Raw genomic sequence first — 14,574 nt, 5'->3', positions numbered from 1 at the left:
CGACATTCCTTACCGCGGAGTGACCCGTTGCCCAGCCCCTACCGCGCGATCTTCACCGCACCCGGCGCGAAGGGGTTCTCGGCCGCGGGGTTCCTGGGGCGGATGCCGATGTCGATGATGGGCGTCGGCGTGGTCACGATGATCTCCCAGCTGACCGGCCGCTACGGGCTGGCGGGCGCGCTCTCGGCCACCCTCGCGCTCTCGATGGCGGTGCTCGGCCCGCAGATGTCCCGGCTGGTCGACCGGCACGGCCAGCGCCGGGTGCTGCGCCCGACCGCCCTGGTCTCGGCCGGCGCCGTCGCCGGACTCCTGGTCTGCGCCCAGCGGGGCGCGCCGGACTGGCTGCTGTTCGTGTTCGCGGCGGGCGCCGGGTGCGTGCCCGGCCTCGGGTCGATGGTCCGCGCCCGCTGGGCGGCCCTGCACCGGGACGCGCCGCGCGCCCTGCACACGGCGTACGCCTGGGAGTCGATCGTCGACGAGGTCTGCTTCATCCTCGGCCCGATCGTCTCGATCGGGCTGTCCACCGCCTGGTTCCCGGCGGCGGGTCCGCTGCTGGCGCTGGTGTTCCTGGTCACCGGCATCCTCTGGTTCACCGCCCAGCGGGCCACCGAGCCGGTGCCCGCGCCCCGCGAGGAGCACACCCCGGGCTCCGCGCTCCGCTCGCCCGGCCTGCGGGTGCTGGTGGCCGCCCTGGTCGCGACCGGCGTCGTCTTCGGCGCGGTGGACGTGGTGACGGTGGCCTTCGCCGAGGAGGAGGGGCACAAGGCGGCGGCGAGCGTGGTGCTCGCGGTCTTCGCCCTGGGGTCCTGTCTGGCGGGGGCGGTCTTCGGGCTGCTGCACCCGACGGGCCCGGCCGCCCGCCGGTGGCTGTTGGGTTTCCTCGCGATGGCCGTGAGTATGATCCCTCTGCTACTGGCCGGGAACCTGGTGTTGCTGGCCGGGGCGCTCTTCGTCGCTGGCCTGTCGGTCGCCCCCACGATGGTGACCACCATGGGCCTCGTCGAGCAGCACGTACCGCGCGCCAAACTGACCGAGGGCATCACCTGGACGACCACCGGGATCACGGTCGGGGTGGCGCTCGGCTCGTCGGCCGCGGGATGGGTGGTCGACAGCGCCGGTGCCGACGCCGGATACGCGGTACCGGCGGTGGCCGGAGCGTCCGCGGCCGCCATCGCGCTCCTGGGATACCGCCGGCTCCGGCCGGCCGCCGAGCGGACGGGGACGCCCCGTCCGCAGGGAAGGGGAGGGTCCAGTGCGAACGACGACGATCGAGAACGGCACAGCCTGGCGTAACTGGGCGGGCAACGTCACCGCCCGGCCGGTCCGGACCCTGGCACCGGCCTCCGCCGACGAGGTGGCGCGGATCGTGACGGCCGCCGCCGAGGACGGCCTGACGGTGAAACCGGTCGGCACCGGCCACTCCTTCACCGCCGCCGCCGCGACCGACGGGGTGCTCATACGCCCGGACCGGCTCACCGGCATCCGGCGGATCGACCGCGCGGCCGGGACGGTGACGGCCGCCGCGGGCACCTCGCTGCGGCACCTCAACGAAACACTCGCCGCGCAGGGCCTCTCGCTCACCAATATGGGTGACATCATGGCGCAGACCGTGGCGGGTGCCGTCAGCACCGGCACCCATGGCACCGGCCGGGACTCCGCCTCGATCGCCGCCCAGATCACGGCGCTCGAACTGGTCGCCGCGGACGGTTCGGTGCTCACCTGCTCCGCCGAGGAGCACCCCGAGATCTTCGCGGCGGCCCGGATAGGGCTGGGCGCCCTCGGCGTCGTCACCGCCGTCACCTTCGCGGTGGAGCCGCTGTTCCTGGTCACCGCCCGTGAGGAACCCATGGGTTTCGAGCAGGTCATGGCGGAGTTCGACCAACACGTGGCCGAGAACGAGCACTTCGAGTTCTACTGGTTTCCGCACACCGCGAACTGCAACACCAAGCGGAACAACCGCAGCGCCGGTCCGGCCCGCCCGCCGGGCCGGGTCAGCGGCTGGGTCGAGGACGAGCTGCTCTCCAACGGGGTCTTCCAGGCCGCCTGTTCGGTGGGCCGGGCGGTGCCCGCGCTCATCCCCGGCATCGCCCGGGTGGCCAGCCGCGCGCTGTCGGCCCGCACCTACACCGACATCCCGTACAAGGTGTTCACCACTCCCCGCCGCGTGCGGTTCGTCGAGATGGAGTACGCCCTGCCGCGGGAGGCCGCGATGCCGGCGCTGCGCGAGGTGAAGGCGATGACCGAGCGCTCCCCGCTGCGGATCGGCTTCCCGGTGGAGGTCCGCACCGCCCCGGCCGACGACATCACGCTGTCCACCGCCTCGGGCCGGGACACCGCCTACATCGCCGTCCATCTGTACCGGGGCACCCCGCACCAGGCGTACTTCACCGCCGTGGAGCGGATCATGACGGCCCACGGCGGCCGGCCGCACTGGGGCAAGCTGCACAGCCGCGACGCCGGGTACCTGGCCGGCGTGTACCCCCGGTTCGGTGAATTCACCGCGCTGCGCGACCGGCTGGACCCGGGGCGGGTCTTCGGCAACGCGTATCTGCGGCGCGTGCTCGGAGAGTGACGGCCGCGGGGCGGAAGGACAGCCGGCACCCGGTCCACGCTCCCGTCCTCGCCGGCGCCGAGCCGCCCCCGCCACCAAGCGGACTGAAGGGCTCCGATTGAATGGATGCCGTGAACATCCCCGCCCTCGATTCGACGCCGTGGCAGCCAACTCCCCCACCCGGCCAGAAGTTCGGCCGCGCGGCGGGTCCACCTGCATGGTCCGAATGGAGTACTGTGGCCAGCCCTGGCTCCGGTTCCTCGTCCGGCCGCCCGGACCTACCGGAGGGGGCCGGAGGCGGCACTCGACCCGGCGGAGCCGCGGAAGGACACGGGTAGCGGCGCACAACGGAACGGCACGGTCACGGAGAGTGGCGAATCGGTAACCGTGTCATAACGGCGGATTCGGGCGCATGCCCGACACGCCGGGTAACACGGCAATGTTGTGGCAGGCTGCACCCGGGCAGGCCACACTCGTCCAGCGGAAGCAGCGACGCACGTGACGTCGGCAGGCACCACCCGGGAGGTCCCCATGCCCGAACTGCGTGTCGTGGCCGTCAGCAACGACGGCACACGGCTGGTGCTGAAGGCTGCGGACAGCACGGAGTACACCCTTCCGATCGACGAACGTCTGCGCGCGGCCGTGCGCAACGACCGGGCCCGGCTGGGGCAGATCGAGATCGAGGTCGAGAGCCACCTCCGTCCCCGCGACATCCAGGCACGGATACGGGCCGGTGCCTCCGCCGAGGAGGTCGCACAGCTCGCCGGCATCTCCGTCGACCGGGTGCGGCGCTTCGAGGGCCCGGTGCTGGCCGAGCGCGCGTTCATGGCCGAGCGGGCCCGCAAGACGCCCGTCCGGCGGCCCGGCGAGAACACCGGACCGCAGCTCGGCGAGGCGGTGGCGGAGCGACTGCTGCTGCGTGGCGCCGACCGCGACACGGTGCAGTGGGACTCCTGGCGGCGGGACGACGGCACCTGGGAGGTGCTGCTCGCCTACGAGGTCGCGGGCGAGCCGCACTCGGCGAGCTGGACCTACGACCCGCCGCGCCGGCTGGTGCAGGCCGTGGACGACGAGGCCCGGGCGCTGATCGGGGAGACGGACGACACCCCGGAGCCCAGCTTCCCGTTCATTCCGCGGATCGCCCGTCTGCCGCGGGACCGGCCGCTGGACCGCACGCAGCCCGCCCCCTCCGCGGAGCCGGAGGAGAGCGATGAGCGGGACTCGCTGACCAGTCTGCTGGAGGCGGTGCCGAGCTTCCGGGGCGACATGGTCGTGCCGGAGCCGGTGGCCTCTCCGCTGGCCGACGAGGAGGACGAGGAGGAGCCGGAGACCACGGCCGAACCGGCCACGCCCGCCGCGGCCGGTGCCGGGTCGGCGTACGCGGACGTGCTGATGCCGCGTGCGGTGGCGGGCCACCGCGACCGGCTGACCGGCACGACGGACCGGCAGGCCGAGGCGGACGGCGTGCGGCCGGGGCGCCGGGCCGCGGTGCCCAGCTGGGACGAGATCGTCTTCGGCACCCGCCGCAAGAAGCAGGAGTAGCGGGAACGCACGTGCCCGAGGGGGCCGTGATCACGGAAGTCCCCGTGGCCGCGGGCCCCCTCGGCGCGCCGGCGCCCCGTCAGCCGGGTTCGTGGCCGGTGGCCACGGGACGCTGTGCGTCCGCGGTCCACTCGCTCCACGAACCCACGTACAGCGCGGCCGGGAGACCCGCCACCGCCATGGCGAGCACCTGGTGGGCGGCCGAGACCCCGGAGCCGCAGTAGACGCCGATCCGCGCGCCGCTGTCCGCGCCCAACGCGTCGAAGCGCTTCCGCAGTTCGGCCGCGGGCAGGAACCGGCCGTCCGCCGCGACGTTCTCCGTCGTGGGGGCCGACACCGCCCCGGGGATGTGCCCGGCGACCGGGTCGATCGGCTCCACCTCGCCGCGGTAGCGCTCCGCGGCCCGGGCGTCGAGCAGCACGCCCGACCTCGCGAGGGCCGCCGCGTCGTCGGCGTCGAGCAGCGGCAGCGCTCCCGGCTCCGGGGTGAACGTCCCCTCCGCGGGCACCGGTACGTCCGTGGAGAGCGGCCGTCCCTCGGCGGTCCAGTGGGCGAAGCCGCCGTCCAGCACCCGGACGTCGGGGTGCCCGGACCAGCGCAGCATCCACCATGTCCGGGCCGCGGCCCAGCCCTTGCCGCCGTCGTAGACCACGACCGGGCGGTCCGCGGAGATCCCGGCCCGGCGCATCGCGCCGGTGAAGACCGCGAGTTCGGGCAGCGGGTGCCGGCCGTTGCTCCCCGGCGGGCCGGCGAGTTCGGTCTCCAGGTCGATGTAGACGGCGCCGGGCAGGTGCCCGGCCTCGTAGACGGGGCGTCCGGGCGGGCCGCCCATCTCGTAGCGGACGTCGAGCAGCACGGGCAGGCGCGGGCCGGCGGTCTCCCGCTCCAGGGCGGATGCGGTGATGATGGCATTCATGGTTCCCATCCTTGCGTAGCGACGGCTGCGCCGGATGCTGCCGGGGGAACCGGCACGCGGCGGAGGGTCACCGGAACGTGATCCCGGGGAATCGGATGCCGCGCGGCAAAACGGTCACCGGTCCGGGTCGGCCCGGACCCGGCGGCGCGGCCCCGGCGTGCCGTGTCGGAAGCGGTGCCAGCATCTGATGGGGCGTCCGCCCGGACGGCGCACGCCCGGTTCCCGCACGACCACCACGATGGTCCGAGGAGAGAATGCCCATGACCGAGGCCGAGACCCACCACAGACCGGGTACGCCTTGCTGGGTGAGCCTGATGGTGCACAGCCTGACCGCCACCCAGGACTTCTACAGCTCCCTGTTCGGCTGGACGTTCAGCCCGGGGCCCCCGCAACTCGGGCCGTACGCACAGGCCCTGCTCGGCGGCCGGGTGGTCGCCGGGATCGGGGTGCTGCCCCCGGACCGGCAGTTGCCCGTCGCCTGGACGACGTACCTGGCCACCGAGGACGCCCACACGACCGCCTACCGGATCCGGTGCTGCGGCGGCACCGTGGGCGTCGGCCCGCTGGACGCGGGCGCGGCGGGCCGGCTGGTGATCGCCGCGGACCCGACGGGCGCGGTGTTCGGTGCCTGGCAGAGCAGGGAGCACCGGGGGACGGAGGCGGCCGGCGATCCCGGCACTCCGGTCCGGAGCGAGCTGTTCACCCGGGAGTCCGGGACGGCGGCCAAGTTCTACGCGGCGGTCTTCGGCTTCGAGTCGGCGGCGGACGGGCCGGACCACCACGCGCTGCTGCTGGACGGCCGGCCCGTGGCCGCGGTGCACGGCCTGGGGGCGGCGCTGCCCCGTGAACGCGGCCCGTACTGGATGACGTCGTTCGCGGTCGCGGACGCCGACGCGGCGGCCCGGCGGGTGACCGAGCTCGGCGGCCGGGTGGTCCGGCCGCCGGGCGACGGCGCGGCCGGGAGGTCGGCGGAGGTCGCCGACCCGGAGGGCGCCGTCTTCACGGTGCTGGCGGTGCGTCCGTAGCTCAGCGGTGGGGCGAGGCGGCCGGAGCGCGCGATCCGCGCCCCGGCCGTCAGTCACCCGGCGTCTGCGGCACCGCGCAGTTGTGCGGCGGCACCCGGCCCTCGGGCCAGCCCACGCCCTCGAAGGTGAGCCGGGTGGAGGCCGGGTCCAGCCGGACCACGAAGGTGGCCTTGTCGTACGGATTGCCCGCGTTGGTCAGGCAGATCCAGCCGCCGGCCCCCTGCACCCGGGACGCGAGGTTCAGATGGGCGAAGTCCTGCTTGATCCGCTCCCGGGGCGGGACCTCCGTCTTGCTGATCGCGGCCGCCTTGGCGAGCGCCTCGGCGGCGGTGAGGACCACGTCGTGGGTGGTGATCGTGCGGCCGTCGTCGAGCTGGACCGGGCCGATGTTGCCGACGGCGGCGATGTCCGCGCGCAGGGAGTTCATGGCGTCCTGGGGCTCGGCGAGGTAGCGGGGCAGGTCCTCGCGGCGCGGCTTCGAGCCGTGCCGCGCCGCCTTCTCCCGCCAGCGCCGGGCCTCGACGTCCCAGGCGTCGGGGTGGGCGGGCGCCGTGTACCGGACGGACACCGAGGGCTTGCCCACGCCGGCGTCCCCGCGCAGCAGTGCGCGCTCGTCCCGGTCCAGCCGCTGCCCCAGGGTCGTCGCGTCGGAACCGGTGATCACGGTGTAGGACTTCTTGCCGGTGCAGTAGGTGCCGGCCAGCTTCTTGACGAACAGCTCCAGGTGGAAGGCGCGTCCGGCGAAGTACACCACGCGGGCGTTGGACTGGCAGATGTTGCGGGCGAAGTCCTCGAACTCGTTGGGCGTGACGCCCGCCTTCTCGCGTCCGGGCGAGGCGAACGTCATGTCCTGTACACCCGCGCCGCCACCCTGCCGGCGGCCGCCCCGGGCCTCGGTGAAGGTCGTCCAGAGCGACGCGTTGTAGCTGTCGTTCGGCCGGGTGTCGGCGACCAGCGCGGTGTGGGCACCGGCCAGTTCCGGGTCGAAGTCGAGCAGGGCGCGCGCCTGGTCCCGGCTGGTGGGCACGGCCCGGACCAGCCCCGGGTAGGGGTCCTCGGCCCGGCTCCGGCCCTCGGGGTTGGCGAAGTCGCCCGCGGTGACGACGCTCGCGACGACGGGGATCCCCAGCCGGTTCGTCACATGGGACATGGCGTCCCGGGTGGCCCGCAGGCTGAGGTTGAAGCCCGCGATCACCCGCAGGCCGGGCTCGCTCGCCACCAGTTGGTCCACGGTGTGCCGCCACAGCCGGTAGTTGCGGCCCGGGTTGGCCAGGACCAGCCGGACGGGCGGCTTGGCCCCGTCGGCGGCGTTCGCCCTCACCTGGGCCAGATGGGCGCCCTGCACCTCGCTCAGGATCTGCTTCCGGACGGCCGCGTTGCTCGACTCCAGGGGGATCAGCAGCGCCACCGTCGCGTGCTTCGCGCCGGCGATCCGCCGGTTCTCGGCCTCGATCCGGGCGGAGACCTCGGCCATCCCCTCGGCGTCCGGCATGAAGACCCCGGTGCCGTCCGAGACGCCCACGCAGTCCTTGCCGTGCACCTGCAGACCTTCGCCGCAGCTCTCGGGGCCCTCCGGCCCGAGGAGGAGGGACCCGCCCCGGCCCAGCCCCGCGAGCACGGCCAGCACGAGGCCGGCGACGGTGACCGGTCCCAGCCGGCCGTAGCGCCGTGCGGCCGCCGGCGCCCCCGGGTGTCCGGCGGTCCGGCCGGGGCCCGCGGTGACCTGGAGGAGCCGTCCGGGCAGCGGTACGTCCCGGCCCAGCCGCCGCTCCTCGGCGGCCGTCTCCCGGGCGTGGAACAGGGCGGGGACGGCGTGCCGCAGCCCGCTCGCTGGGACCGGCTCGTTCGGCACCTGCGGCGAGGGGGCGGCGCCCGGCGCCGAGGTGGCCACCACCACCGGGTACACCCGCAGCTCGCGGGAGCGGCCGTCGTACGCGGCGAGCAGGGTGTCCCGGATGGCCCGCCGGTCGGGGGCGGTGTCCACGTCCGGCAGCAGGATCACCGGGCGGCGGGCCCGGTTGAGGCGGCGGAAGAGGCCGTAGTGCGCGTCGATGTCCGCGAGCAGCGCCTCGACCAGCAGCAGCCGCTTGTCGGCCGGCGGGGTGCCGCGCCGCTTGTGCAGTTCCCGGAACACCTCGCGCGAGGTGCGCAGTTCCAGGGCGCCGAACCGCTTGCGCCGGTACCAGCGGACGGTCCGGTAGTGCGGGAACCGCAGAGCGTCGACGGCCCAGCCGCCCAGCGACACCAGCCAGTTCACCTGCTGCGGGGCGTTCTCCGGCCGGGGCAGCCCCTGGAAGCGCCGGCGTAACTCCGTCAGGACGTGCCGGCGCTCCTTGGCGATGGCCTGCCGGACCATGTGCGCCAGCTCGTCGACCTGCTCGGCCTCGGTGTGGCCGGGCACCGGCTCCCAGACGTAGAGCGCGGCGAAGGCGGCGGCGAAGCGGGGGAACACCAGGGGCAGCCGGTAGGCCGGGCGGCCGTCGTAGCCGCAGCCCTGGGCCACGGCGAGCAGCGCGGCGACGAGCTCCTTCTCCCCCGCGTTCTCGGCGGGAACGCCGCCGGGGCTGTTGACCGGCAGCACGCCCCGGTAGCGGGAGTGGTACTGCTCGGGCCAGGGCCGCACGGTGCTCTCCGGGCCTTCGAGCTGGAGGACCAGGGCCCCGCCGGACCGCCGGGAGAACCGGAGTCCCCGTCGCCGCAGCCGGTCCCGGATCACCAGTTGTGCCAGCGCGGCGTCCAGTTGCTCGTCCATACGCGACTCCCCGTCCCCCAACGGCGCCCGCCCCGGGGCCGGCGCCGAACCTGGGGAGCACTATAGAGACATACATCACGTGAATCGCCGGAACTTCGGGGTTTCCGGGACAACCCTCAGTGGTCCGAGGACGGTACGTCCGGTGGTCGCGACCGGGACGGGCGACGGCGCGGAGCCCGGGCACGGCGGGGCTCCGGGATCCGTCCGGGCCGCCGTCGCGGCGGCTCCCCCGATGTCCTCGCGACCGCCTCCGGGACAACTCCGGGTAACGGGCCGGAGGCCCCTCCTCCGGATTTGCTCCGGGCCAGGGGCGGTGTGCCACAGTAGGCCGTCCCGCTCGGCCGGGCGCGCCCGCGCGCCGCCGCCGGGGCTCCCCCATACCCAGAACAGCGGATCCGGCCGTGCCCGCGCGCGCCCGGCTCCGTCGTGCCCCTACGTCCTTGGTCAGGAGCGATGCAGGCAACCACTCTTGTTCCCCGGTCCACGGATCTGTTCGACCAGGGCCTGGAGCTCCAGGCCGGTTCCGCCCTGTTGCGGTTCGGTGCCGCCCGGCAGCGGTCCGACGGGCGGATCAGCTGGTCCGGCAGCGGCGCGGCCGCCTGGCTCGACGATGCCCGGGGGCACGTGTGGAGCGTCGGCGAACCGGATGCCGCCGCCGGGCTGGTGCTGCGCGCCGCCCATGAGCTGCCCGACCGGGTGCGGGAGTTCACCGGGCCCCGGGGCACCGACCGGCTGGTCGGCCGCCATCTCGCGGTGACCGACGTCATCGAGTGGATCTTCCGCTGGACCGTGGAGGAACCCGCCGTCCACCCGGCCGAGCACCGGGTGGTCACGCTCGACGAGAGCCACCACGACGAGCTGCTCGCCTTCCTCAACGAGCACAGCCCCGCGCACTCGACCGGCCCCGGCTCCTCGGACGTCCGGCTGTGGGCCGGTATCCGCGAGGCCGACGGACGGCTGGTGGCCTGCGGTGCCATGAGCAGCCTGCGGGACAGCGGCGCCCCGCTCATGGCGTCCGTGGCGACCGACACCCGGGTGCGCGGCCAGGGCCTCGGCGCGGCGCTGACCTCGTGGCTGACCCGCCACGCCGTGCGCCGGGACGGCTTCTGCACCCTGTGGCAGCTCGCCGACAACGCGCCCGCCGACCGCCTCTACACCCGCCTCGGCTACCGCAACGAGGACCCCTGCGTGGCCGCGCGCCTGGTCACCCTGTACTGACGGCGCGCGCCTGGCCATCCCGTACTGACGGTGCGCACCTGGCCATCCCGTACTGACGGCGCGCGCCTGGCCATCCCGTACCGGCCGGGGCGCAAGCGTCAGTGGATCCGTCGCTGCCGGGCCACGGCAGCGTTGCGCTGCGGCAGCCCGGTGCGTGAGCGTCCCGTAGCTCCGGTGCCCGCCGGGGTTACGGCGTGCCGGGCCGCACTCCGCCGACCCCGCCGCCGGCGTCCAGCGGGGTGATGCGCCGCTGTGCGGCGAAGGCGGCGGCCGGGTAGCGCGGGTCGGGCCGCAGGGCGTATTCGCGCAGGCACGCCTCGGTGAACTTGATGACGTGCTCGTCGCCGTGCTCGGCCGCCCGCGCCCCCAGTTCGGCGATCGGGGGCGGCTCCGGAACCTCCGAGCGCCAGGCGGCCGTGCCCTCCCCCCGCCGGTCGGTGGTGAACGCGAGCAGGAGGGTGGCCTGCACCTGCCACAACCGGGCCAGGGTGGGCCCGTGCAGTTCGCAGGGCAGGTGCGGCAGCACGATGCGCGCCGCGGCCGGGGCGGTGACGCCGTGGATCAGCGGCACCGGATACACCTCGGGATGGCCGAGATAGACATCGGCGAACTGCAGCGTCATCTCGCCGAGCAGCCGCGGGGCGTGCTCCGCGGCCGGCCACTCCAGCGCCTCGTGGTAGCCCGGAAGGCCGGAGAGGCCGTCCAGCCGGGCGCGGACGGTGCCCGGTCCCAGCCCGCCCTCCTGCGGCACCCGGGGCAGTTCCGCCACGGCGGCGGACAGCTCGCGGTGGCCGGTGAGCCGGGGACTGCCGGGCAGCACGGAGTGGCGGGCGGCCCAGTACGCCAGCCCGCGCGCGAGCTCGTCCCGCTGCAGCCGGGTCGGCCGGCCGGCCGCGGAGAGGGCGCGGACCGCGTGGGCGGTGCGGATGAGGCCATGCGTCAGTCCGGCGAACAGCCCCGGAAGCAGCCGGGGCCACCAGCGGACGAGGACGTCCCGCCAGTGCGCTTCGGTCAGTTCGCGGGCGAAGAGCAGCTCCCAGTCGCCGGCCCGGCCGAAGTCCCCGAGCGCCGGACGCCAGGAGGACTCGTCCGCGGGATCCAGGGCGAAGCGGGCGGCCGGGGGTTCGTGGTGCTCCATGGCGCGGCGGTAGCGCCCCACCCAGCGCGCGACCTCGTCCTCCTGCCCGAGCAGGGCGAGCGCCTCGGCCCCCATCGGGCCGTGGTTGGCGAGGTCGACCCCCTGCCCCCGCTCGTAGCCGAGGTCGTTCATCCGTTCCAGGGCATCGTTGACGGCATCGCTGTAGCTGATCGACGGCATGCGCAGCACCCTTCGAAAGTCCAAACAGTTTGGATATCCAAACCATCTACACTGCGCAGTATGCGTCAGGAGCTCAGTGAGCGGAAGGCGGGCCGGAGGCCGACCGCCGAGGAGATCGAAGTCGTGGCTCTCGTACCGCTGTTGGAGCCCTTCTACCGCGGAGCCGTCGTCCGGGACCTCATGCCGGAGATGCTCCGCGAGGCGATGGAGACCCATCGGCTGACGCCGCGTCACGGCGCCGTGCTGCCCCATCTGCTGGCCGGCCCGCCACTGACCGTCGGCGACATCGCCCGCCGGCTCCATGTGTCGCTGCCCACCGCCAGCGAGCTGGTCGGCGGGCTGAGCCGGGCCGGGATCGTGGTCCGGGGCGAGGACCCGGCGAACCGCCGCCGGGTGCTGGTGTCCCTGGCCGAGGAGTACCGCCCGGCGCTGGAGACCTTCGTCGTCCGGCGGGTCGAGCCACTGCTGCGGGCCCTGGAGGGGCTGTCGCCCGTGGAGCGGGCGGGATTCCTCGCGGGGCTGACGGCCTGGGTCCGCGCGGTGCAGAGCTAGGGTCCTCCCCGCCCGACGGCCACGGAACGGCAACGCCCGCCGCGGGGACGCCCCAGGGCCGGAACGGGCAGGCGCCGGACGGGGCGTGTCCTACCGCCGGACGGCACCCACGGCGTCCACCGCATCCACGCCATCCACCGGCAGCACATCCGGGGAGAGCGCGGCCGCCCGCGCCGCGGCCGAGGTCATCCGGCGCCGGTGGTGGCGCCGGCACAGCACCTCGTACCCCACCTCGTCCTCCCCGTGGCTGACATCCCCGATGACCACTTGGGCGCCCTCCACGACCATCCGGCCGCCCACGGTACGGGCGTTGTGCGTGGCGCGGGCTCCGCACCAGCACAGCGACTCGACCTGGAGGACCTCGATGCGGTCGGCGAGCTCCACCAGCCGCTGCGAGCCGGGGAAGAGCTTGCTGCGGAAGTCGGTGGTGATCCCGAAGGCGAACACGTCGAGTTCGAGGTCGTCGACGACCCGGGCGAGCTGGTCTATCTGCTCGGGCTCCAGGAACTGCGCCTCGTCCGCGATGACGTAGTCCGCCCGGCCGCCGGCCGAGAGGTGGCCGACGAGATGGACGTAGAAGTCGAACCCGGTCCCGGCCTCGACCGCGTCCGTGACCAGGCCGAGGCGGGAGGAGAGCTTGCCCTCGCCGGCCCGGTCGTCCCGGGTGAAGATCATGCCCTTCAGGCCCCGGGCCGAGCGGTTGTGCTCGATCTGCAGAGCGAGGGTGCTCTTTCCGCAGTCCATGGTTCCGGAGAAGAACACCAGCTCGGGCATGGGAGTGGCAGGGCCTTTCGGTGGCGCGCGGGAGCGGGCGGACGGCGGGCGGGGCCCGCGGAAGGGATCAGGTACGGACTTCGAGGAGCGGCACGAGCTGTTCCACGGCCGTCATCGAGCCGTGCAGGCCGACCATGGCCGATTCGTTCGGCTCGGTCTCCGAGGCCACGATGGCGACGTCGTCGCAGGCCGCGGCGACCACATCGCCGATCCGGCCGCGGACCCGGTCGTCCACGTGCGGGCCGAACCACCCGGCGTCGATGGCCTCTTCGCGGGTCGCCACCCACATCCGGTCCCCCACGACCTCGCGCCAGACGGCAGCCACGTCGCCGGCCGCGCCGGGCACGGCGTAGAGGTGCCGGGCACGGCCCTCACCGCCCAGCACGGCGACTCCGGCACGCAGCTCCCAGTCCTCGTCGAAGTCGATCCGGGAGTCCGGGTCGAACGGGAGGTCGATCATGCCGTGGTCGGCGGTGACGTAGAGGACGGAACGCGGGGGAAGCTGTTCGGCGAGCCGCTGCGCGAGCCGGTCCACGTACATGAGCTGGCCGCGCCAGGCGTCGGAGTCCACCCCGAAGCGGTGCCCCTTGCCGTCGACTTCGCTGTAGTACGTGTAGACCAGCGAGCGGTCCGCGGCCCCGAGCTGGGCCGCGGCGAAGTCCATCCGGTCCTCACCGGTGAGCCGCCCGTGGAAACTGCCGCCGCTGAGCGCGATCTTCGTCAGCGGGGTGTGCTGGAAGTCCGGCGCCGAGACCTGGCAGGTGTGCACCCCGGCAGCGTCGGCGAGTTGGAAGACCGTCGGGTACGGCTGCCACAGGTGCGGGTCGGTCCAGGGCCGCCAGCGCAGCTGGTTCATCAGGGCGCCGGTGTCCGGATCGAGCACGGTGTACCCCGGCAGTCCGTGCTCGCCGGGCGGCAGACCCGTGCCGACGGAGGCCAGCGAGGTCGCCGTGGTGGACGGGAAGCCGGCGGCTATCGGGGCTCCGGTGCCGCCGCGCGAGCTCGCCAGCAGGCCGGTCAGGAAGGGCGCCTCGTCGGGGTGGGCCTTCAGCAGCTCCCAGCCGAGACCGTCGACGAGGAAGACGCAGACCCGGTCGGCGGGCTCCAGCGCCAGCCCGGCGTCCAGCCCCGGAACGCCCTGGCCGGCGGCGAGGGTGGGCAGCAGCTCCGCGAGCGTGCCGCTGCCGTAGTCGGGGACGGGGGCGGTGCGCGGGTCGAGGGGCGCGGGCTCCGGCCAGGCGGAGCCGGCGGTGGCGGGCTGGACCATCAGCGGCCGGACGCCACGGTGGCCTCGGACAGGGCCTGGGCGAACGCCAGGGTCTGCCGCACCGAGTCCGGGCCGTCGCCGGCCTCGCTGACCCGGAGGCTGAGGTCGTCCGCGGTGGAGGAACCGGTGTAGCCGTGGTCCGCCTCGCAGTTGGGGTCACCGCAGGCCGCGGGCTCGAGGTCGAGCCGGCTGACGGCGCCCCAGCCGATGGTGAGCACCACCTCGCGGGGCAGGGCTCCCGGAGTGTAGGACTCCGGGTTGGCCACGACCCGGCTCAGCACGACCGAGGAGATCCGGTCGATCCGGACGGACTCGGTGGAGGTGGTGGCGTACGGCGACGGGGACGTGCCGTCGGCGGCCTGCTCGTCGGTGTGGCTGACGATGAAGCGGGTGCCCGTGAGGACGAGCACCGTCACATGGCGGCGGACCTCGTTCGCGTCGAAGGTGGTCTCCTGGTGGACCAGGTAGGACGTGACCGGCTCACCGCCCACGGCGGCCTCCACCGCCTCGGCCACGAGGGCCGGGTAGTAGCCGCTGCGCTCGATCGCCGCGCGCAGCCCCTGGGTCGTCGTACCGGTCTTCGCCATGACCCCCATCCTAAGGGGCGAACGGGGCACCGGACCCTCCCCCTGCCGGGCGGCGGACGGCCGGGCGCCGGG

The 14,574-nt window shown here is 74.4% G+C and carries 12 protein-coding genes; 6 read left to right on the top strand and 6 right to left on the bottom strand.

Annotated features, from left to right (window positions below; genetic code table 11):
- Positions 1 to 27 precede the first annotated feature (27 nt).
- From AC3EQ1_RS14490 to sepH, 3 genes are all read left to right on the top strand, one after another.
- Positions 28 to 1,293, top strand: coding sequence for an MFS transporter (locus AC3EQ1_RS14490; protein WP_432094722.1), 1,266 nt, complete (start codon positions 28 to 30; stop codon positions 1,291 to 1,293).
- The gene (locus AC3EQ1_RS14485) at positions 1,253 to 2,572 is read left to right on the top strand and encodes a D-arabinono-1,4-lactone oxidase (protein ID WP_432094721.1); all 1,320 of its coding nucleotides are present in this window, start codon (positions 1,253 to 1,255) and stop codon (positions 2,570 to 2,572) included. Before AC3EQ1_RS14490 ends, AC3EQ1_RS14485 begins: the two co-directional genes overlap by 41 nt.
- Before the next feature lie 477 nt (positions 2,573 to 3,049).
- A complete protein-coding gene (gene sepH / locus AC3EQ1_RS14480; RefSeq protein WP_432094720.1) occupies positions 3,050 to 4,093 on the top strand; it encodes a septation protein SepH in 1,044 nt (347 codons plus the stop codon).
- Between the two features lie 79 nt (positions 4,094 to 4,172).
- Here sepH and AC3EQ1_RS14475 read toward each other — a convergent pair whose 3' ends face one another.
- Positions 4,173 to 5,009 (bottom strand): sulfurtransferase, encoded by an 837-nt coding sequence (locus AC3EQ1_RS14475; RefSeq protein ID WP_432094719.1) that lies wholly within the window; start codon positions 5,007 to 5,009, stop codon positions 4,173 to 4,175.
- 260 nt (positions 5,010 to 5,269) lie between these two features.
- Between AC3EQ1_RS14475 and AC3EQ1_RS14470 the strand changes: the two genes are divergently transcribed.
- On the top strand, positions 5,270 to 6,034 hold the full coding sequence (locus AC3EQ1_RS14470) for a VOC family protein (RefSeq protein WP_432094718.1): 765 nt from the start codon (positions 5,270 to 5,272) through the stop codon (positions 6,032 to 6,034).
- Between the two features lie 49 nt (positions 6,035 to 6,083).
- Here the strand turns inward: AC3EQ1_RS14470 and AC3EQ1_RS14465 are convergent, their stop codons facing one another.
- Complete coding sequence (locus AC3EQ1_RS14465) at positions 6,084 to 8,786, bottom strand: type 1 periplasmic-binding domain-containing protein (protein WP_432094717.1); 2,703 nt, start codon at positions 8,784 to 8,786, stop codon at positions 6,084 to 6,086.
- Between the two features lie 453 nt (positions 8,787 to 9,239).
- Here AC3EQ1_RS14465 and AC3EQ1_RS14460 point away from each other — a divergent pair, with 453 nt between their 5' ends.
- Positions 9,240 to 10,004: a GNAT family N-acetyltransferase gene (locus AC3EQ1_RS14460; protein WP_432094716.1), complete on the top strand. Its 765-nt coding sequence runs from the start codon at positions 9,240 to 9,242 to the stop codon at positions 10,002 to 10,004.
- Between the two features lie 187 nt (positions 10,005 to 10,191).
- On the opposite strand, the gene AC3EQ1_RS14455 is transcribed toward AC3EQ1_RS14460, so the two are convergent.
- Complete coding sequence (locus tag AC3EQ1_RS14455; protein ID WP_432094715.1) at positions 10,192 to 11,346, bottom strand: questin oxidase family protein; 1,155 nt, start codon at positions 11,344 to 11,346, stop codon at positions 10,192 to 10,194.
- Between the two features lie 36 nt (positions 11,347 to 11,382).
- Between AC3EQ1_RS14455 and AC3EQ1_RS14450 the strand changes: the two genes are divergently transcribed.
- Positions 11,383 to 11,874 carry a MarR family winged helix-turn-helix transcriptional regulator gene (locus tag AC3EQ1_RS14450; protein WP_432094714.1) on the top strand — a complete coding sequence of 164 codons (492 nt, stop codon included), beginning with the start codon at positions 11,383 to 11,385 and terminating at the stop codon, positions 11,872 to 11,874.
- 90 nt (positions 11,875 to 11,964) lie between these two features.
- Here the strand turns inward: AC3EQ1_RS14450 and AC3EQ1_RS14445 are convergent, their stop codons facing one another.
- From AC3EQ1_RS14445 to AC3EQ1_RS14435, 3 genes are all read right to left on the bottom strand, one after another.
- On the bottom strand, positions 11,965 to 12,648 hold the full coding sequence (locus tag AC3EQ1_RS14445; protein WP_432094713.1) for a thymidine kinase: 684 nt from the start codon (positions 12,646 to 12,648) through the stop codon (positions 11,965 to 11,967).
- Positions 12,649 to 12,715: 67 nt separating this feature from the next.
- Entirely contained in the window at positions 12,716 to 13,915 is a 1,200-nt protein-coding gene (locus tag AC3EQ1_RS14440) for an alkaline phosphatase family protein (protein ID WP_432094712.1), read from the bottom strand.
- The gene (locus tag AC3EQ1_RS14435; protein WP_351505042.1) at positions 13,915 to 14,502 is read right to left on the bottom strand and encodes a DUF5998 family protein; all 588 of its coding nucleotides are present in this window, start codon (positions 14,500 to 14,502) and stop codon (positions 13,915 to 13,917) included. Before AC3EQ1_RS14435 ends, AC3EQ1_RS14440 begins: the two co-directional genes overlap by 1 nt.
- Positions 14,503 to 14,574 lie beyond the last annotated feature (72 nt).

The sequence above is a fragment of the Streptomyces sp. bgisy100 genome (assembly GCF_057709105.1).
Note: the sequence above shows the minus strand (reverse complement) of the source record. Positions and strands in the feature narration are given on the sequence as shown.